The sequence below is a fragment of the Rhodococcus pseudokoreensis genome, assembly GCF_017068395.1.
In the GTDB taxonomy this organism is placed as follows: Bacteria; Actinomycetota; Actinomycetes; order Mycobacteriales; family Mycobacteriaceae; genus Rhodococcus_F; species Rhodococcus_F pseudokoreensis.
The window spans coordinates 2,227,555-2,244,401 of sequence record NZ_CP070619.1; the positions used below are offsets into that span (position 1 = coordinate 2,227,555).

At 64.9% G+C, this 16,847-nt stretch carries 15 protein-coding genes and 1 pseudogene; 11 read left to right on the forward strand and 5 right to left on the reverse strand.

Annotated elements, in window-relative coordinates:
- Positions 1-34 precede the first annotated feature (34 nt).
- Positions 35-772, forward strand: a complete 738-nt coding sequence (locus JWS13_RS15570) for a DUF8020 domain-containing protein (RefSeq protein WP_241032216.1) — start codon at positions 35-37, stop codon at positions 770-772.
- Between the two features lie 377 nt (positions 773-1,149).
- Here the strand turns inward: JWS13_RS15570 and JWS13_RS15575 are convergent, their stop codons facing one another.
- Entirely contained in the window at positions 1,150-1,533 is a 384-nt protein-coding gene (locus JWS13_RS15575; protein ID WP_206006467.1) for a serine recombinase, read from the reverse strand.
- A 717-nt stretch (positions 1,534-2,250) separates the two neighbouring features.
- Positions 2,251-3,567, reverse strand: coding sequence for an MFS transporter (locus JWS13_RS15580; protein WP_206006468.1), 1,317 nt, complete (start codon positions 3,565-3,567; stop codon positions 2,251-2,253).
- A 186-nt stretch (positions 3,568-3,753) separates the two neighbouring features.
- Between JWS13_RS15580 and JWS13_RS15585 the strand changes: the two genes are divergently transcribed.
- Complete coding sequence (locus JWS13_RS15585) at positions 3,754-4,545, forward strand: IclR family transcriptional regulator (protein ID WP_206006469.1); 792 nt, start codon at positions 3,754-3,756, stop codon at positions 4,543-4,545.
- 213 nt (positions 4,546-4,758) lie between these two features.
- On the opposite strand, the gene JWS13_RS15590 is transcribed toward JWS13_RS15585, so the two are convergent.
- Positions 4,759-5,010 (reverse strand): hypothetical protein, encoded by a 252-nt coding sequence (locus JWS13_RS15590; RefSeq protein ID WP_206006470.1) that lies wholly within the window; start codon positions 5,008-5,010, stop codon positions 4,759-4,761.
- Positions 5,011-5,079: 69 nt separating this feature from the next.
- Here JWS13_RS15590 and JWS13_RS15595 point away from each other — a divergent pair, with 69 nt between their 5' ends.
- Positions 5,080-6,000, forward strand: a complete 921-nt coding sequence (locus JWS13_RS15595) for a LysR family transcriptional regulator (protein ID WP_206006471.1) — start codon at positions 5,080-5,082, stop codon at positions 5,998-6,000.
- Between the two features lie 165 nt (positions 6,001-6,165).
- On the opposite strand, the gene JWS13_RS15600 is transcribed toward JWS13_RS15595, so the two are convergent.
- On the reverse strand, positions 6,166-7,275 hold the full coding sequence (locus JWS13_RS15600) for a PrpF domain-containing protein (protein WP_206011615.1): 1,110 nt from the start codon (positions 7,273-7,275) through the stop codon (positions 6,166-6,168).
- A gap of 385 nt (positions 7,276-7,660) precedes the next feature.
- On the opposite strand from JWS13_RS15600, the gene JWS13_RS15605 reads away from it, so the two are divergent.
- From JWS13_RS15605 to JWS13_RS15615, 3 genes are all read left to right on the forward strand, one after another.
- Positions 7,661-7,933: a hypothetical protein gene (locus JWS13_RS15605; RefSeq protein WP_206006472.1), complete on the forward strand. Its 273-nt coding sequence runs from the start codon at positions 7,661-7,663 to the stop codon at positions 7,931-7,933.
- Entirely contained in the window at positions 7,930-9,315 is a 1,386-nt protein-coding gene (locus JWS13_RS15610) for an SLC13 family permease (RefSeq protein ID WP_206006473.1), read from the forward strand. Before JWS13_RS15605 ends, JWS13_RS15610 begins: the two co-directional genes overlap by 4 nt.
- Before the next feature lie 611 nt (positions 9,316-9,926).
- On the forward strand, positions 9,927-10,433 hold the full coding sequence (locus JWS13_RS15615) for a hypothetical protein (protein ID WP_225929103.1): 507 nt from the start codon (positions 9,927-9,929) through the stop codon (positions 10,431-10,433).
- Positions 10,434-10,580: 147 nt separating this feature from the next.
- Here the strand turns inward: JWS13_RS15615 and JWS13_RS15620 are convergent.
- Positions 10,581-10,871, reverse strand: a pseudogene (locus JWS13_RS15620) (ester cyclase); the annotation flags it as partial.
- A gap of 394 nt (positions 10,872-11,265) precedes the next feature.
- Between JWS13_RS15620 and JWS13_RS15625 the strand changes: the two are divergent.
- From JWS13_RS15625 to lpdA, 5 genes are all read left to right on the forward strand, one after another.
- Positions 11,266-11,613: a hypothetical protein gene (locus tag JWS13_RS15625; RefSeq protein WP_241032218.1), complete on the forward strand. Its 348-nt coding sequence runs from the start codon at positions 11,266-11,268 to the stop codon at positions 11,611-11,613.
- Between the two features lie 257 nt (positions 11,614-11,870).
- Entirely contained in the window at positions 11,871-12,836 is a 966-nt protein-coding gene (locus tag JWS13_RS15630; RefSeq protein ID WP_095863522.1) for a thiamine pyrophosphate-dependent dehydrogenase E1 component subunit alpha, read from the forward strand.
- A gap of 14 nt (positions 12,837-12,850) precedes the next feature.
- Positions 12,851-13,882, forward strand: coding sequence for an alpha-ketoacid dehydrogenase subunit beta (locus JWS13_RS15635; RefSeq protein WP_005243580.1), 1,032 nt, complete (start codon positions 12,851-12,853; stop codon positions 13,880-13,882).
- Positions 13,883-13,884: 2 nt separating this feature from the next.
- The gene (locus JWS13_RS15640; protein WP_206006475.1) at positions 13,885-15,417 is read left to right on the forward strand and encodes a 2-oxo acid dehydrogenase subunit E2; all 1,533 of its coding nucleotides are present in this window, start codon (positions 13,885-13,887) and stop codon (positions 15,415-15,417) included.
- 9 nt (positions 15,418-15,426) lie between these two features.
- The gene (lpdA, locus tag JWS13_RS15645; protein ID WP_206006476.1) at positions 15,427-16,836 is read left to right on the forward strand and encodes a dihydrolipoyl dehydrogenase; all 1,410 of its coding nucleotides are present in this window, start codon (positions 15,427-15,429) and stop codon (positions 16,834-16,836) included.
- The last annotated feature ends 11 nt before the right edge of the window (positions 16,837-16,847 follow it).

The window sequence follows — 16,847 nt, forward strand, 5'->3', positions numbered from 1 at the left end:
CCTCTCCCCCAACCCTCACGATGGAGAATCCATAATGTTGACACGCCTCATTGCGGTGACAGCCTTTGCCGTTACGGCAGCGGTCGCAACCGCCGGCACCGCCAGTGCCGCCCCCGCACCGGTCGACCCACACAATGCACCGACACTCGAAACGGACATTCTTCCCGGGATCCACTACACCGCGAGCATCGTCGACAAGTCCGTCGTCCTGACCACCGATGCCGGCTCACTGACCACCCAGGGCAACCAGTTCCAGGTACTCGATGCCGCCGGAAATCTGGTAGCCGGCTTCCCGCTGACCTACTCCAGGGATGGAAAAGAATGGCCGGTTGCCGCTCAAATCGACGGCAGGAGTGCCACACTCACACCTAGCACCGACCCCGCAACCGCCACCCCGCTCGAGGATGCAGCGCTCCCACTGCAGCCGACCGCCTTGGACGTCCAATCGCCGGAATTCACCGCTGCCATCGTCAACTTCGGAACCGAAGTGGCGCTCGGCATCGGGATGGGCAGTCTGATCGGAACAGCGATCGGGGCCGGCATCGGATGCATCGCCGGAGGAGCGCTCGTCGGAACCGCGGTCGGCGTCCCGACAATCGGCACCCTCGCCGTCCCCGGATTCCTCGGCGGATGCCTGGTGACCGGGGCCGCGGCAGGCGCCATCGGAGCCGTGGCCGGAACCATCATCGTGGGTGGCCCCGTCGCTGTTGCCAGCGCACTTCAGTTCTACGACGCCGTCAACGCCCCCGTCGCCGAACCCGTGGCAGGCTGACGACGACGCACGCTTCCGGCACCTTCACGCAGCGCGCCGGCTTCGGCGAGCTGACGGTCCTCCGCCGGGACCGTGGCCGGCGGAGATTCCAGCAAGTCGCGCGGTAATCGCGCGGCGTGCACCCGTGGTAACGAGAAAGATCAATCAGCCATCGACGTGGAACACCGCACCCTGGGCGCGGCCAGGCGGCGATCGGCAGAACGGCGTAAAACGGCTTGGACGGCGGCTGTACCACCTATTCCGCCGGCGAGGAGAAGGAACAGCAGGGCGACATTGAGGTTCACGGGAAGATCCTTCGTCGAGGTGGAGCAAATACAATGGCTTCAACCCATCGTCACGCGTTCATCGGCGAGTAGCTGGCCGCACCTTTCGCTCGTTCACTCGACTACCGCCGTCGCCGTCGTTGCGGATGTCTCTGCGAGCGGAGCCGGCGGACGCCGGCGCAACTTCGCTCGCCGAGCATCGTCCTTGTACCTGAGAGGTTTGCCGGCCTTGGCCACCCGACGTCCCGCGACCGTCAGTATCGGTCGTGGAATTCCGATTCCCATTACCGGCACGCCGGCGACGTAGGCCTCCTTGAAGAGAAACATCGAGGCGTCGGCCACCTCGTCGTGAGTGAGCGCCGAGGCTACCCACCCGACTTCCGCGCCGATGGCATCCGCGTCGAGAATCGGGCTGCGATAGCCCTCGTTTGTCTTCGCGAGAAGCCAACTCAGAACAGCGTCACGAACCGCCCACTGACGGTCGGTAGCTGCGTTCACATTTCAGTCCTCCAAATAGATGCGGCATCCTGACCTGCACCATAGCCATCGGCAAGAAATAAGCAAGTCGTGAAATCTCCTGCGCGCCTTACACCCCGGGATCTGGACTTATTTCTTTTGTTGAGTATGGTCGAGGTCAGTTCGCGGTTGCCGATTCGGAAAGGACCGACAATGGCTGACAAGTCCGCCGTCAAGAGTTCGAAACAGTCCGCACGGGCACTCAAGGAACGCCGTGCGGAGAAGCGAGAGAAGGTGCTCGAGTCGACTCAGATCGTTCGAAAGCGTAAGAGCTGATGCAAAACTGGGCATCGCTTCCGCATCCCGTTCACCCTCTGAAAAGCCGAAGATCGCTGATACTGCGATTCATTGGAAGTGCACCACCGAATTTCGGTCACCGCGTGTGACCACCAGATCGGGGGGCCAACTTCCGGCCTCTGGAACACCCGCCCCGGCGCCTCTGCGGCCGGGGCGGGTGTTTTGGCGAGGTACGGGGTGAGCACGACCTGCACTCACACAACATCCGATGGGAACACGGCCTCGCGTCCCGACCCATGGGTTCGGCACAGCATACGGATTGATCGAGAACTGCGGAAAAGCGATGAAATGTCCTGGACTCGTGGCACGTCGGTCCCCCGGCAACGTGGCACGCGACTGGTATCCGAACCAACCGACCCTGAATCCGCACAGACCGTCAGGCGCATTGCCTGACGCCCAACATCAGGCCTTGTCCCAGTTGGTCCGGTTGCGTTGCAGCATCAGGCCGGCGAATGCGATGCCCATCATGACGGCCGCGTAGCCGGCAACGGGAATATGCGAGCCGGTCTGCTCGAGTAGGGCGACGGCGAATACAGGCGTCAGTCCCCCGGTGATGGCCGAGGCTGTCTGGTAGCCGAAGGAGATTCCGGTGTAGCGGACACCGCCGGCGAACAGCTCGGCCATGTAGATGCTCATGGGCCCGTAGAGCAGGCCCACGAAAGCCAGGCCCAGCACGAAAGCCGCTGTGGCCAGAACAAAGTTGCCGGACTGGACCATCGGGAACATCACGAAGACCGCGACGGCGAACCCACCGAGACCAACGGACATGGGCACCCATCGTGGAGCGTTGTCCGACCAGAGACCTCCGACGAAGATGAACAGCAGGAAGAACAGTGCGGCGATCATGACCATCGAGTTGGCTTGCCCGACGTCGAAGCCGCCGAAGTCGCGCGCGAAGGACAGCAGGAAAACCGTGGTCATGTAGTACCCCGCCTGCACACCCATGGGCACCAGGATCGACTTGAGCACCTGGACCGGGTAACTACGGAGCATCGCGATGAACGGCACGTCCTGCGCCGACTTCGCTTCGGTGTCTGCCTTCTCCTGGAGTTCCTTGAACGCATCGGACTCCTCGAGCTTGATCCGGATGTACAAGCCGATGCCCACCATGATGGCGCTGGTGAGGAACGGGATGCGCCAACCCCACGCGGCCATCTGCTCGTCGGTGGTGGTGAGGGTAGTCAGGGCGATGACTGCGGTCGCGAGCAGGAATCCGACGGGGGATGCTGCGCTCAGGAAGGCACCGAAGAACCCACGCCTGTTGCGGGCCTGCGAGTTCTCGACGACCATGAGCACCGCCCCGCCGTATTCGCCGCCCAAAGCGAAACCCTGCACGACGCGGCAGACGATCAGCAGGATCGGCGCTGCAACACCGATCTGCGCGTAGGTCGGAATCAGGCCCACAAAGAGGGTGGAGCCGCCCATCAGGAGCAGCGCCAGGACCAGGGTGGAACGCCGGCCGAATTTGTCCCCGAAGTGCCCCAGCACGACCGCCCCCAATGGGCGGACCAAGAACGCGACGGCGAACGTTGCCATCGCGGCCATGGTGCTCAGTGCCGCGTTGTCGCTCGGGAAGAAGACGGGGCCGAGCAGGAGGGCAGCCATCGAGCCGAAGATGAAGAAGTCGTACCACTCGATGACGGTCCCGACCATGGACGCCGCAATGACCCGAGAGAGCGCGTTGCCGCTCTTCGGCGGTGCGGCAGTGATTGCTGACATGTGTTTCTCCTAATGAAGCGCTGGGTGGTCCTCCCATGACCACTTCCCCAACGCTGGAATCGGAAGCTTCGGGACGTCCCAGTCGTTATGAGGACGATCACACTGTAGGGAGCGGCGATTGCCGAGGCCGCAGGCTCTTCCGATGAACGGAAGAAGTCACCCGAGCGTGTGTGGCAAACTCGATTCATGGCCAATTCCCCCACCGGCGATTCGGTGATTGGCCGTGTCGTACGACTGCTGAACGCCTTTGACCGGCAACAGCCGTCGATGACGCTGTCCGGGCTCGCCCATCGTGCCGCCCTGCCGTTGACCACGGCCCACCGCCTCGTGGAGGAACTGGTCAAGTACGGATTGATCGAACGGGACCCTGACGGACAGTTGCGCGTGGGACTGCGATTGTGGGAACTGGCGGCCCGTGGTTCCCGGGCCCTCACGCTGCGTGAAATCGCGCTGCCCTACATGGAGGACGTTCAGGCCGCAGTACACCGGTACACCACACTGGCGATTCTGGACCACGGGTCCGTCCTCTACCTCGAGCGCCTTTCGGCACCGGATTCAGCTCTGGAAAACGCCTTGGACGCGGGGCACATCGCGCAGCGGGCACCCGTCCATTCCACGTCCTCCGGATTGGTGCTGCTGGCCTACTCCCCCTCCGCGCTTCAGGAAGAAGTTCTCGCCGGCCCGCTGGAAAAGGTGACCGGGGAGACCATTACGGACCCGCAGGTGATCCGGAGGCACCTCGCCGAGATCCGCCAGCGCGGCTACGCGGCGATACCGGGGATCGCCGTCAAGGAATGGACGGGCATTGCCGTTCCAGTCTTCGGCGCCGGAAACAACATCGCCGCAGTGTTGAACGCGACCGTTCCGCGCGGCGAGACCAACGTGCCCTTCACCCTCCCCGCACTACTGACTGCTGCACACGGCATTTCCCGTGCATTGGGGGCCGACAGTGGGCCCGCACGACCGCGGCGCCGCTGACATACGGGACTACCTCATTCCGTTCAACGGAAGTCCGGCTGCGGTCAGCCCGTCCGGTCGCCATAGTTGACCGCAAAGTAGACGGCGATAACAGTCCTGTTGGACAGGCCCCAGCCGCCCAGTTCGAGAACCGGGAAGACGCACGCGAGTATTACGTTCACCCCGCTCACCAAGCGCTCACAGAATTCTCGTTCCCGAACAGTGAACTGATCGTCACCGTCGATTACGAAACGCCGGCCAAGTAACACCCTCTGTGGACTGAAGGATTCCGCGAGCCCGCTCGGCGACGGGCAGATCCACGAATTCGCCGTCCGGCAGCTGGACGGCGGCTCCGCCGGACTCCACGAAGATGTTCACAACCTTTCGTGCCCAGGCGAGTTCGTCCAGCGGGGTGTCCCCGTCGCCGATGCCGACGTCCTTCCGTCGGGCCGCACCGTCCGGCGTGTGCGGACTCCAATCCGTCACCCGTCTGAGTGAAGTACAATCGCAAGTATCATGACGCCCTTTAAATTCTTCTAAAGGCAGGTGGCCGACGTGCTCGACACGACGCGGATGTTCACGCTGTGCGAGGTCGCGAAGCACGGCTCCATCACCGCGGCTGCCGCCGCGCTCGGTTACACCACCTCGGCGGTCTCGCAGCAGATCGCCAAGCTCGAGAAGGAGGCCGGGCAACCGCTGCTGGAACGGCACGCCCGGGGCATCATGCTCACCGACGCGGGCCGCTCGGTCGTCAAACACACCGAACGGATCCTCGTCGAACTCGAGGCGACGGACGCCGAGCTTGCGGAGATCCGCGGACTGCGCGCGGGAATGCTGGCAATAGGCACCTTCCCCACGGCAGGATCCACGCTGCTGCCGTTGGTGGTCAAGGAATTCAAGACCCACCACCCCGGCATCGATCTGCGCGTTCTCAGTGGACGATTCGCGCAGCTGGTCGAATCGCTTCGCCGCCGGGAGACGGAGCTGTCCCTGTTGTGGGACTACGAGTGGAACCGGGTCGACGATCCGCTGCTGACGTACCACCACCTGATGAACGACCCGACCCTGCTGCTGGTGTCGGAGAAGCACCGACTCGCCGACCGGGAGTCGATCCGGATCACCGAACTCCGCGACGAGTCGTGGGTGGTACGCGCCGACGATCACCCGGTGGCGCACACCCTCGAACGGCTCTGCCAGCAAGGCGGATTCACGCCCCGGACAAGCTTCCTCGCCCACGACTACGGGGAGGTTCAGGCGATGGTGGGGGTCGAGCTGGGGGTGGCCATCGCACCGCGGCTCGCGGTCCTCAATCCCCGCCCCGACGTCCGGTCGATCCCGCTCGCCACCCGTTCTCCGCAGCGCCGCATCCTGGTCGCGCATCTGACCGAGCGGCGGCTGAGCCCGGCCGCCCAGGAGGCCATCACGCAGTGCATGGCGGCAGCGCGGCGCCTCGAGGAAGGGTTCGCCGACGCGTAGGCGCATGGCGAGTGCGTGATCGTCGGCCAAGCGGGTCGGCCGCCTCGGTCTTGGCGAGCATCACCCCGGCCCGGGCCGGGTAGTCCCGCGAGGCGGTCGACGTCGTCCGACCAGTAGTGGGTGGTGTGATCGTTGATCCGATCCCCGCGAGATGCTGTGGCCGGGTCACCGTGCGGATCCCGCCAGCACGGCGGCCGGGGAGGCGACGAACAGTTCAGCGGCCGCGATGCGCCGTGCCGCGCGGTGTAGTGAGACCGCCTCGATCACTCCGTCGGGGGAGGTGGTGAGGTCGATGTCGAGGACGCCGGCGGCCGTTCCCAGTCGCAGCGATCCGGGCCACCGCACCCGGGCGTTGTCTGCCACCACTCCCCCTCGCACGGCGGCGGCCGCGGCGACGGCGACGGCGGATGTCAGGCCGATCGCCGGATGCGGGGCGAGCATGGAGAGCATGCGGACCGAGACGTCGTAGTCCTCGCCGGCGATGTCGATGCCCGCGCTCGTGCGATAGTCCCGCGGCGGGCCGATCACACCGACCTTCGGAATGGCATGCGAGATCGGGTCGCCGGGCTTGCTCAGTCCCATCCGAAGCGACGATTCGCGCCGCAACGCGACGAGTACGGAGAGGTGGTCGGCGATCACCGAATTCTCCTCCACCCCGCTCAGGCCCAGAGCGGCGGCGTCGAACAACGCGGCCGGCGCCCCGGCGGCCACCATCGTGCCCCGGTACCGGCGATCACCGAGCGTGATCGAATCGGACACCGACCCGGTGGGCAGCAGAGCGGTACCGGAGGCGAGGCCGGTGAAGGTCAGGGCAACCGGAACGCCGAGCGCACTGGTCCCCGGCACGGCGGCAACCCCCTCGGTGGGGATCACCCCGCCCGGGGTCGCGATCTCGGCGGTGAGGATTGCACCGGTGTTGGTGTTGCGCATCCGCACGATCGTCGTCGCGCTGTCGACCGCGACGAGCCCCGACTGCAGCGCATACAGCCCTATCCCGGTGGCGCAGTTTCCGCAGTTGCTACCCCACTCGACCCGGCGATCACCGATCGCTACCTGCGCGAACAGGTACTCGACGTCGATGCCCGGCTCGGCGGATCGGCGCACGATCGCGGCCTTGGACGTCGTCGAGCTGCCGCCGCCCACGCCGTCGAGCTGACGGGGGTCACCCGACCCGAAGGCCGACGTGAGTATGGCGTCGAGCCCGCCCGCCCGTTCGACCAGAGGGTCGACATCAACAGCGTTGAAGAGCCAGCACTTGCTGGTGCCGCCTCGCATCCAGGTTCCACGGAGTGTGAACACCGCCCGGCCGCCTTTCGTTTTTGGACGAAGTCTGAGGCACCGCCGAAGGCTCTGATCGGGGTAAGGGAACTGAATCTCCAGCGGTGACACCGTCAACCCTGTGCCACACCAGGCTGGAGCACAATTTCGAATATGGGGACCACCCTTAAGTTTGACTTATATCGCGAGGCGATCGCCCCTCCAGTCGGCGCGCATAGCTACTGGTAACCAAGCGGGGCTAGCTCCCGCACGGCGATCGACAGGCCGCGGACCTGTCGCACTGACTTAAGCAGAACTGAACCCCCGGATAGAAACGCGACATTGTTCTGAACATCTGTCGTCTCTAACGTGATGTAGGACATGATCGACGAGAGGATGTGACATGCGAACCACGAGCCCGCTACCCCAAAGCGCAGACGTTCCCGCCGACCGGGACCGGGCCGAGGAGCTGTCCACCGAACTGGTCGATTCCACCGCGCCCGTTCTGACCCCACACCGTGACCCCGTCACAAGTCGGGAGACACCACAGACGCGCACCACGGCACCGCCATTCAGTGCCCGCGGACGCGCCGAGGCCCCCCTTGTTCACGCCACCGGAACAGCCGACGACCGGGCAGGCGACCCCGCCGGACAGCAAGCGAAAGAACGACCATGACCTCCATCGAAATACTCCCCCTGATCGCCTTGGTCGCGATGTTCGTGACCGCCACCATCTTCCCAATCAACATCGGCATCCTGGGCTTCATCGGAGCCTTCCTCGTCGGCGCCTTCGCCCTCGGTTACGACGACAAGGAAATCCTCGCCGCGTTCCCGAGTTCGATCGTGCTCACGATCATCGGCGTCACCTACTTCTTCGGCATGGCCAAGAGGAACGGCACCATCGACCTCCTCGTCAACGCCTGCATCCGCGCAGTCGGCGGCCGGACGGTGATCGTTCCCTGGGTGTTCTTCTTCTCCGCCTCCGTACTGACGGCGCTGGGCACCTTCAGCCCCGCAGCGGTCGCGCTGATCTCACCCGCGGCGATGTCCTTCGCCGCCCGCACCCGGATGAGCCCACTCGTGATGGGCATCATGACGATTAACGGCGCTCATGCCGGCGCGTTCTCGCCGATCTCGGTCTCCGGTGTCCTCGTCACCGACATCGTCAACTCCAGCGGTCTGACCATCGCACCCTGGACCCTGTTCCTCGCCAGCTACGGCATCAACCTCCTGCTGTCGGTGCTGACCGTCGTGGGCTACTCGGTCCTCGCCCGAGTCCGCGACCTCGAATACACCGCCACCGGAACGAGTGACGAAACCGGCAGCGGTACAACGCGACCCACCACCGGCGCGGCTCCGGACCTGACGCCGACCACCGGCGGCGCAGGCTCGTCGGGCGGGACGCAGGTACTCACCCGCAAGCCCACGGCGACCACCATCGTCCCCGACGCACACCCCGTGACCCGGGTCCAGAAGCTCACCCTGTTCCTCATCGCCACCGTGCTCGTACTCGTACTGGTGCTGCATCTGCCGATCAGCTTCGTCGCCATCGCCGCAGGCGCGGTCCTCGCCTTCACCGACCTGTCGAAGCAGAACGAAGCCATCGCCGGCATCAGCTGGTCCACCGTCCTGCTCGTCGCCGGAATGGTCACCTACATCTCGATCATGGAGGAAATGGGCACCATCGACCACCTCGCCGAAATGGCCATCACCGTCGGCGCACCACTGCTGGTCGCGTTCGTCCTCTGCTACGTCATCGGCGTCACGTCCGCGTTCGCATCCTCGACCGCACTGCTCACCGCGATCATCCCGCTCGCCCTGCCCCTACTGCAGACCGGCGCACTCCCCGTCGTCGGTGTCGTCGCGGCCCTCGCCATCTCGGCGACCGTCGTCGACGTGTCCCCGTTCTCGACGAACGGCGCACTCGTCCTCGCCAACGCCCAGAACATCGAGCGCCCCGCGTTCTACCGCCAGCTTCTCCTCAACGCAGGCATCGTCGTCGCAGTCGCACCGGCGCTGTGCTGGTTCATCCTGGTAGCCGTACCCGCGATATTCTGAGCACCACGTACAACAGCCGCGACCGCCACCTCACCCGAGGTGGCGGTCGCGTTCATATCGCGCCGACCTAGGCTCCCCCGCACCCGGGTTGGGCTCAGGCAATGCCGCGGAACTCGGCACAGTTAACCAATTGCTTTGCGTATGCAACGAGATTGGCAAGCCGCCGTTCGCGTGGACGATCCGGCATCGCCTGAATGCGTCTCAGCGTCACCCGAGAGGTCGCATCGAGAAGTAAGTACGCGGAATAGATTTGGGGCGATTCGGGGTCAGCCAACGGGTGCCGGTCGCTTGACGACGCCTCGCACGGAAGCTGAGGTTGAAGTTGAACTTCAGGCCCAGCGCCAATTCTCCCAACAGAAAATCCAGCCCAGCAAGAATAGCGATTCAATGTCGGGCGCTGGGCGCGTAATCTACTACATGAGGCTTCTCGGCGCTTCCTAGCGCTTCTCGGTGCTACTTGTCGCCCGATGCCGCGCCATACAAACCCGAAGATTGGAGCAGAGATGCGTATCTTGCGTGCGTTTGTAGGAGGGATCGCTGGGGCGATCATTCTGGTTCTGGGACTGTCTCTTCACGCGCCTGTGCCCACTGCTCAGGCCGAGTGTCTGAGAATGCCGTACTTCACGCCGTTCGGATATGCCAACTTCGATTTTCCCCCGCGAATGGTTGCGCTGCTGAACGACAACGAGATCGCGGTCGAAGGTATCACACCATTCGAGGCCAAACCCGCGAAGACCGGTCTCTATCTGCCAATCGGCTCTCACACCAACTATATCGACGCATGCCAGGGTGTGTACTACCCCGGCGGTCCGAGATTGATCAGCAAGACCGGGAATTCTGTTGCGGTCGAGAATATCTGGCTGCGGATGGACGGCGCCTACGGGTTGGTGACGATCAACGGGGTCCCTCAGGGCGAGAGAATGGTCGCCACCTACAACGTGGGTGAAATGATGCCGACGCTCATGACGCCACACGGCGGAGGGATCGGCCCCACATATTGGCCGTTCCGCTTCACCCCATATTTCGCGCAGGTCTTCAACGACACCGCCGGCGCCAACCTCGTCCAGCCCGGTGAGGTGTTCGCTAACCTCGACGCCGTCGGGAAGTTTGCGCCCTGATCTGACACGAGATCAGATGAAGCCCCGGATCGAGTTCGACTGCGAGATCCCGCGGTCGCCGAGTTCGTCTCGGCCACCGCGGTTCCCGAACGAGGATTGTCCGGTCTTCTATAGCTTGCATCGAATGATTCAATCCGTGATCGCGAGCTAGCGACGACGAGCGATACCCACTACACGGGTTGTGGCGTTGAAAGCCGCCTTCAACGCGCGATCCGCAATCGAACCGTCGGGCGGAAGCAACTTGATCTGGCGGGCGAACTCCATTTGGTCGTAGCGCACCGTGTTGGTGACGACCTTTCCGCCGGCGACGACGAAGTGGTCGAAGTCGGAGACGGCGGCGAAGACCTGGTCGAAGTAGACGGCGATCTCGTCGCTCCCGTGACATGTCCCGGTCGGAAAGTGCACGGTCGAGTCGGAGGTCCAGAAACTTCGCAGGCTGTCGACGTCGGGCTGCGATCAGACATCTCAACTCCATGCAGGTTGACGCGAGGCACGCTGGCATGCAGCCTCGGCCCCTGCGGAACGAGACTCTGACACAACACGACCACGGCCGACTCCACGTGCCGGGGCCGGTCGGTTTCTATTGTCCTCCGCGCCGCCGGCGATGTCACCGATAATTCGCTTAGGGAACTAGGCGCTCCGGCCGACAGTGCATCGAAAGCTCTTTCCGCGCTCAGGGTGCAGCAGACGTGCGAAGAGAGCGACGAGCATTCACCCATCACATTGGAGTAGCGGTATGCGGCGTAACGCAATCGGACCGCGCGCGATAGTCGAGTGAGAGCATCGACTCGGTCAGGGACGGCGGTTCGTCCCGAATGCGAATGGAGTGCAAGTGAAGCGGGCTATCGCGGCAACCGTCCTGTCCCTCATCCCCTTCGGCCTCTGCGTGTCGACGGCATCCGCCGATCCCGTCGATCCCGACCCGTTCGGGTACAAGGATCGGACTTCCTATTTCGTCACGCCCCTGGACCCTGGAGCGTTCGGCGCGAACGCCGACAAGTCGATCATCCTGAGTCCGTACGGCACTAGCCGAACGATCGAGTGTGCGTCCTTCCACGGGCAGGGTTGGTGTCGCCAGTTCGACCACCTCGGCAATGAGCACAAACTCGATCTGGTGAAAATTCCGACCGGGTCGAGCGAGTGGGACTACCGCGGGGTGTGGATCTATAACCCGTTCTGACACGCGAGCCAGATTCTCCGTTCGAAGCCACCGCGGGGGCGCGTTTGCGAACGGCTGCTTGTTTCACCTCCGCCTCGGTGATGACCTTCGCGTGGAGGGTCGCCCCATTGCAATCTGCTGCAACCTTTATTGCGCTCGTCATATCTCCCTACATTCATGACCCGGGTTACACGAGGCACGAACCGTTCCGGCGCCGCATCGCGCTCGGAGGTCGGCCCCGACGTAGCCGGCGACAACGGAGAAACCAAGGGAGTGCAATGGCGCTGAACAAGAATTCGTTACTGAGCGCGTATCGGAAGATGTCCGAGATCCGAGCGTTCGAAGACCGCCTTCACGAGGAGAACGCCACCGGCGACATTCCCGGCTTCATCCACCTGTACTCCGGTCAGGAAGCCATTGCCGTCGGTGTGTGCGAGAACCTGCAGGACAGTGACTATATCGGGTCCACCCACCGCGGTCACGGGCACTGCATCGCCAAGGGGTGCGACCTCCACGGGATGATGGCGGAGATCTTCGGGAAGGACGACGGCCTCTGCCACGGCAAGGGCGGTTCGATGCACATCGCCGACCTTTCGGTGGGCATGCTCGGCGCGAACGCCATCGTCGGCGGGGCGCCTTCCCTCGCCATCGGTGCGGCGCTCAGCGCGAAGACCCTGCGCAACGGCGGCGTCGCCGCTTCGTTCACCGGCGACGGCGGCTCCAACCAGGGGACGGTCTTCGAAGCCATGAACATGGCCGTCGTGCTCGACCTTCCCATCGTCTTCGTCACCGAGAACAACGGTTTCGGGGAAGCCACCGGCCGGGACTACGCCGTCGGCGCACCCAGTATCGCTTCCCGTGCGGCGTCGTTCGGCATGCCTGCCGTCACCGTCGACGGAACCGACTTCTTCGCCGTGTACGAGGCGACCCGTGAGGCCGTCGAACGTGCGCGCATGGGAGGCGGGCCCACGTCGATCGAGGCGATCGCGTACCGCTGGCACGGACACTTCGAGGGTGACGCGCAGCTGTACCGCACCGCGGACCAGGTCGCGGAGCTGCGCAAGACGAAAGACCCGCTACTGAACTTCCGCAACCACCCGGACAGCAAGAAGGTGTCCGCGAAGGAACTCGACGCGATCGACGCCGACGCGCGGGCCCGGGTCGACGACGCCGTGGCGAAGGCCCGGCAGGCCGAGTATCCACCGTTGGCGAACCTTCTGACCGACGTCTACGTGTCGTACTGAGAGTGAGAACAGAAATGACAACGTCGAAGACGACGTACCGCGAAGCAATCAAGGCCGCGCTCGCCCAGGAGATGGAACGTGACGCGACGGTTGTGCAGATCGGTGAAGACCTACGTGGCGGTCAGGCGGGTACCAATCCGGAACTCGAGTCCGGAAAACTCGAGGCGTTCGGCGGGGTGCTGGGTGTGACGAAGGGCCTGTGGACCGAATTCGGTTCCGACCGGGTCATCGACACCCCGATCACCGAGTCCGCGATCATCGGCATGGCAGCCGGCGCCGCACTGACCGGGCTGCGTCCGGTCGCCGAACTGATGTTCATGGACTTCTTCGGAGTCTGTTACGACGCCCTGTACAACCAGGCGGCGAAGTTCCGCTACATGTTCGGCGGCAAGGCCCGCACCCCGCTCGTGGTGCGCGGCATGATCGGTGCCGGATTCTCGGCGGCGGCGCAGCATTCGCAGTCTCCGTACAACGTGTTCGCCGCGGTCCCCGGCCTCAAGGTGGTGGCCCCGTCCAACGCGTATGACGCCAAAGGTCTTCTCATCCAGTCCATTCGCGACGACGACCCGGTGGTGTTCTGCGAGCACAAGACCCTGTACGACCTGAAGGGCGAGGTTCCCGACGAGCCGTACACGATCCCGTTCGGTGTCGCCAACTACACCCGTGAAGGCACGGACGTCACGATCATCGCGCTCTCGGCGATGGTGAACGCCGCCAACACGGCCGCCGACAAACTTGCCACCGAGGGCATCTCCGTCGAGGTGGTCGACCCGCGGACCGTCTCACCCCTCGACGAGGAAGGCATCCTCGAATCCGTCGCGTCCACCGGACGGGTCGTGATCGTCGACGAGTCCGCGGCGCGGTGCGGATTCGGCCACGACGTCGCCGCACTGATCGCGACCAAGGCGTTCGGTTCGCTGAAGGCACCGATCGAACTGGTCACCCCGCCGCACACCCCCGTGCCGTTCTCCCCCGTGCTCGAACAGGCATGGCTTCCCAACGCGGCACGCATCGAGGCCGCGGTACGCAAGGTGGTGACTGCCTGACCATGAGCGACATCAAGCTGATCGAAGTTCCCAAATGGGGCCTGTCCATGGACGAGGGCACCGTCACCGAGTGGTTGATCGACGAAGGAACACCCTTCGCGAAAGGCGATCTGATCTGCGAGATCGAAACCAGCAAGATCACCAACGAGTTGGAGGCGCCGTTCGACGGCGCACTGCGTCGCATCGTCGCCAAGCCGGGCGCCACGCTGCCGGTGGGTGCGGTCTTGGCGGTATCGGCGGACGCGGCCGTCTCCGATGCCGAGATCGAGGAGTTCCTGACCGGAATCGGAGCGGATCACGTCCCCGCGCCCGAGCCGGAGCGGACACCGGGCGGGCAGCCCACTCCCGCAGAGCCGCGGGTGACGCCCACCCCGTCCGCTCCGGCGGCCCAGGAATCGGCGCGGCCACCCGGCACCACCACCGTCCCGGATTCGCTACGGGGACGGACGAATGGTGACGTCTTCGCGACGCCGCACTCCCTGCGGTTGGCCGAAGAATTGTCACTCGATCTGGGCCGGGTGGCCGGGACCGGCCGCGACGGCCGGATCTCGGTCGCGGACGTCCACGACGCGATTCGCTCGGCAGGCGGAACCGTCGCAGACGCACCGGCGCCCACTCGGTCTGGTGTGCCGGGACGCTCCGCCGAGGACGACGGCACGGTCGATGCGACACCGGTGGCACGTCGACTGGCGAGATCCCTGGGCATCAACCTGCACGACTGCCGGGCCACCGGTTCGCGGGGGCGAGTCTGCGAGGCGGACGTCCGGGAAGCCGAAAGGACGTTCCGACTGGTTCCCGAACCGGCGCCCGCGCCCGCCGGCCGTGCGGACGCCCCGCACGTGCTGCCCGAGTTCGAGACGATCCCGTTCAACTCGATGCGCAAGGCGATCGGTCAGCGCCTGCAGGAATCGAAGCGCAACGCCCCGCACTTCCGGCTCACCGCGGACCTCGAGATCGACAATCTCCTCGCACTCCGCACGGAGATCAACGCAACGGTGCCGGCAGTCAAGCTGTCGGTCAACGACTTCGTGGTCAAAGCCTGCGCTGCGGCGCTGCGCAAGGTCCCGGACGTCAACGTCCAGTTCGACGAGGCGGCGCAATCGGTGCTGAGATTCTCCGCCGCCGACATCTCGGTAGCCGTCGCCCTGCCGTCGGGCCTGATCACGCCCATCGTTCGCGGAGCGGAGAGCAAGAGCCTCGCCGAGATCTCCGGTGAGGTCCACGCATTGGTGACCAAGGCCAAGACCGGCAAGCTGACGCCCGAGGAGTTCCAGGGTGGCACGTTCACCATCTCGAACCTCGGTATGTTCGGCGTGCGCGAATTCGACGCGATCATCAACCCACCGCAGGGCGCCATCCTCGCCGTCGGTGCGGGGCAGCAACGGCCGGTCGTCGTGGACGGCCGGGTGGAGGTCCGCGCGATGCTGACCGTCACGCTGTCGTGCGACCACCGCGTGATCGACGGCGCCCTCGGCGCGACGTTCCTGCAGGAACTGCGGCGCTTCGTCGAATCACCCGCGTTGATGCTGGTCTAGGGAGTGCTGATGACTGACAAATACGACGTCCTGGTGATCGGAAGCGGGCCCGGCGGCTACGTGGCCGCCATCCGCGCCGCCCAACACGGACTCCGCACAGCGGTGATCGAACGGGACCGACTCGGCGGCATCTGCCTGAACTGGGGTTGCATTCCCACCAAGGCGCTGCTGCACGGCGCCGACGTCGCGCACACGCTGGCGAATCTGCGTCCCCTCGGATTCTCCACCAGCGGTGTCGAATTCGACATGGCGCAATTGGTCGAGTTCAGCCGCGGGGTGTCGGGTCGGTTGTCCGACGGCATCGGGTATCTGATGAAGAAGAACGGCATCGACGTGATCAGCGGCACCGCGCGACTCACCGGAAAGGGCGTGGTGGGTGTTCGGGAGGGCGGTGACCCGGCGTCGCCGCTCACCGAGTACCGGGCCGATCACATCATCCTCGCCACGGGTGCGCGCCCCCGGTCGGTGCCCGGGGTGACACCGGACGGCGATCGGGTCTGGACCTACTTCGACGCGCTCGTACCCCAGGAACTTCCGAAGTCGCTGTTGGTCATCGGTTCCGGTGCCATCGGCGTCGAGTTCGCGAGCCTCTACCACGATTTGGGCAGTGCGGTCACCCTCGTCGAACTGGCACCGCAGATCATGCCCGTCGAGGATGCCACGGTGGCCGGCCACGTGCGCCGGCAGTTCGAGAAGCGCGGGATCGAGATCCACACCGGCGCCTCGGTGTCCGAACTCACCGTCGGCGCGGATTCCGTCGCCGTGACGGTGAAATGCGCGGACGGAACCCTCGAAGAACGGGTCGTGGAGCGGGTTCTGGTCGCCGCCGGCATCCAGGGAAACATCGAGAATCTCGGGCTCGCGGACGTCGGCGTCGAGGTGGACCGCGGGTTCGTCACCACCGACGAGTGGTGCCGCACCAGCACATTCGGGATCTACGCCATCGGCGACGTCGCCGGCGCCCCGTGCCTCGCCCACAAAGCCAGTCACGAGGGCGTGCTGTGTGTCGACAAGCTGGCGGGAGCCCCGCACGTGACACCGTTGGACAAAGACTATGTCCCCGGATGCACGTACTCGCGGCCCCAGGTCGCCAGCCTCGGCCTCACCGAGGACCAGGCACGGGCAACCGGGCGCTCCCTGCAGATCGGACAGTTCGATCTGCAGGCCTCCGGCAAGGCACTCGCCATCGGTGAAGCCGAAGGCTTCGTCAAGACCATCTTCGACGCCGACAGCGGTGAACTGCTGGGCGCCCACATGGTCGGGCCCGAAGTCACCGAGCAGATCCAGGGATTCGGCATCGCACGATCCCTGGAGGCTACCGGTGACGATCTCGCGGACGTGGTCTTCGCGCACCCGACGCTGTCCGAGGCCATGCACGAGTCGGTCCTGTCGGCGCTGGGCCGCCCGATCAACATGTAGCACTCCCCGCC

Coding starts and splice junctions, on each gene's coding strand:
- JWS13_RS15570 (WP_241032216.1), top strand. CDS start 35: ATGTTGACACGCCTCATTGCGGTGACAGCCTTTGCCGTTACGGCAGCG.
- JWS13_RS15600 (WP_206011615.1), bottom strand. CDS start 7,275: ATGCGAGGCGGCACCAGCAAGTGCTGGCTCTTCAACGCTGTTGATGTC.
- JWS13_RS15630 (WP_095863522.1), top strand. CDS start 11,871: ATGGCGCTGAACAAGAATTCGTTACTGAGCGCGTATCGGAAGATGTCC.
- JWS13_RS15635 (WP_005243580.1), top strand. CDS start 12,851: ATGACAACGTCGAAGACGACGTACCGCGAAGCAATCAAGGCCGCGCTC.
- JWS13_RS15580 (WP_206006468.1), bottom strand. CDS start 3,567: ATGTCAGCAATCACTGCCGCACCGCCGAAGAGCGGCAACGCGCTCTCT.
- JWS13_RS15610 (WP_206006473.1), top strand. CDS start 7,930: ATGACCTCCATCGAAATACTCCCCCTGATCGCCTTGGTCGCGATGTTC.
- JWS13_RS15640 (WP_206006475.1), top strand. CDS start 13,885: ATGAGCGACATCAAGCTGATCGAAGTTCCCAAATGGGGCCTGTCCATG.
- JWS13_RS15585 (WP_206006469.1), top strand. CDS start 3,754: ATGGCCAATTCCCCCACCGGCGATTCGGTGATTGGCCGTGTCGTACGA.
- lpdA (WP_206006476.1), top strand. CDS start 15,427: ATGACTGACAAATACGACGTCCTGGTGATCGGAAGCGGGCCCGGCGGC.
- JWS13_RS15615 (WP_225929103.1), top strand. CDS start 9,927: ATGCCGTACTTCACGCCGTTCGGATATGCCAACTTCGATTTTCCCCCG.
- JWS13_RS15605 (WP_206006472.1), top strand. CDS start 7,661: ATGCGAACCACGAGCCCGCTACCCCAAAGCGCAGACGTTCCCGCCGAC.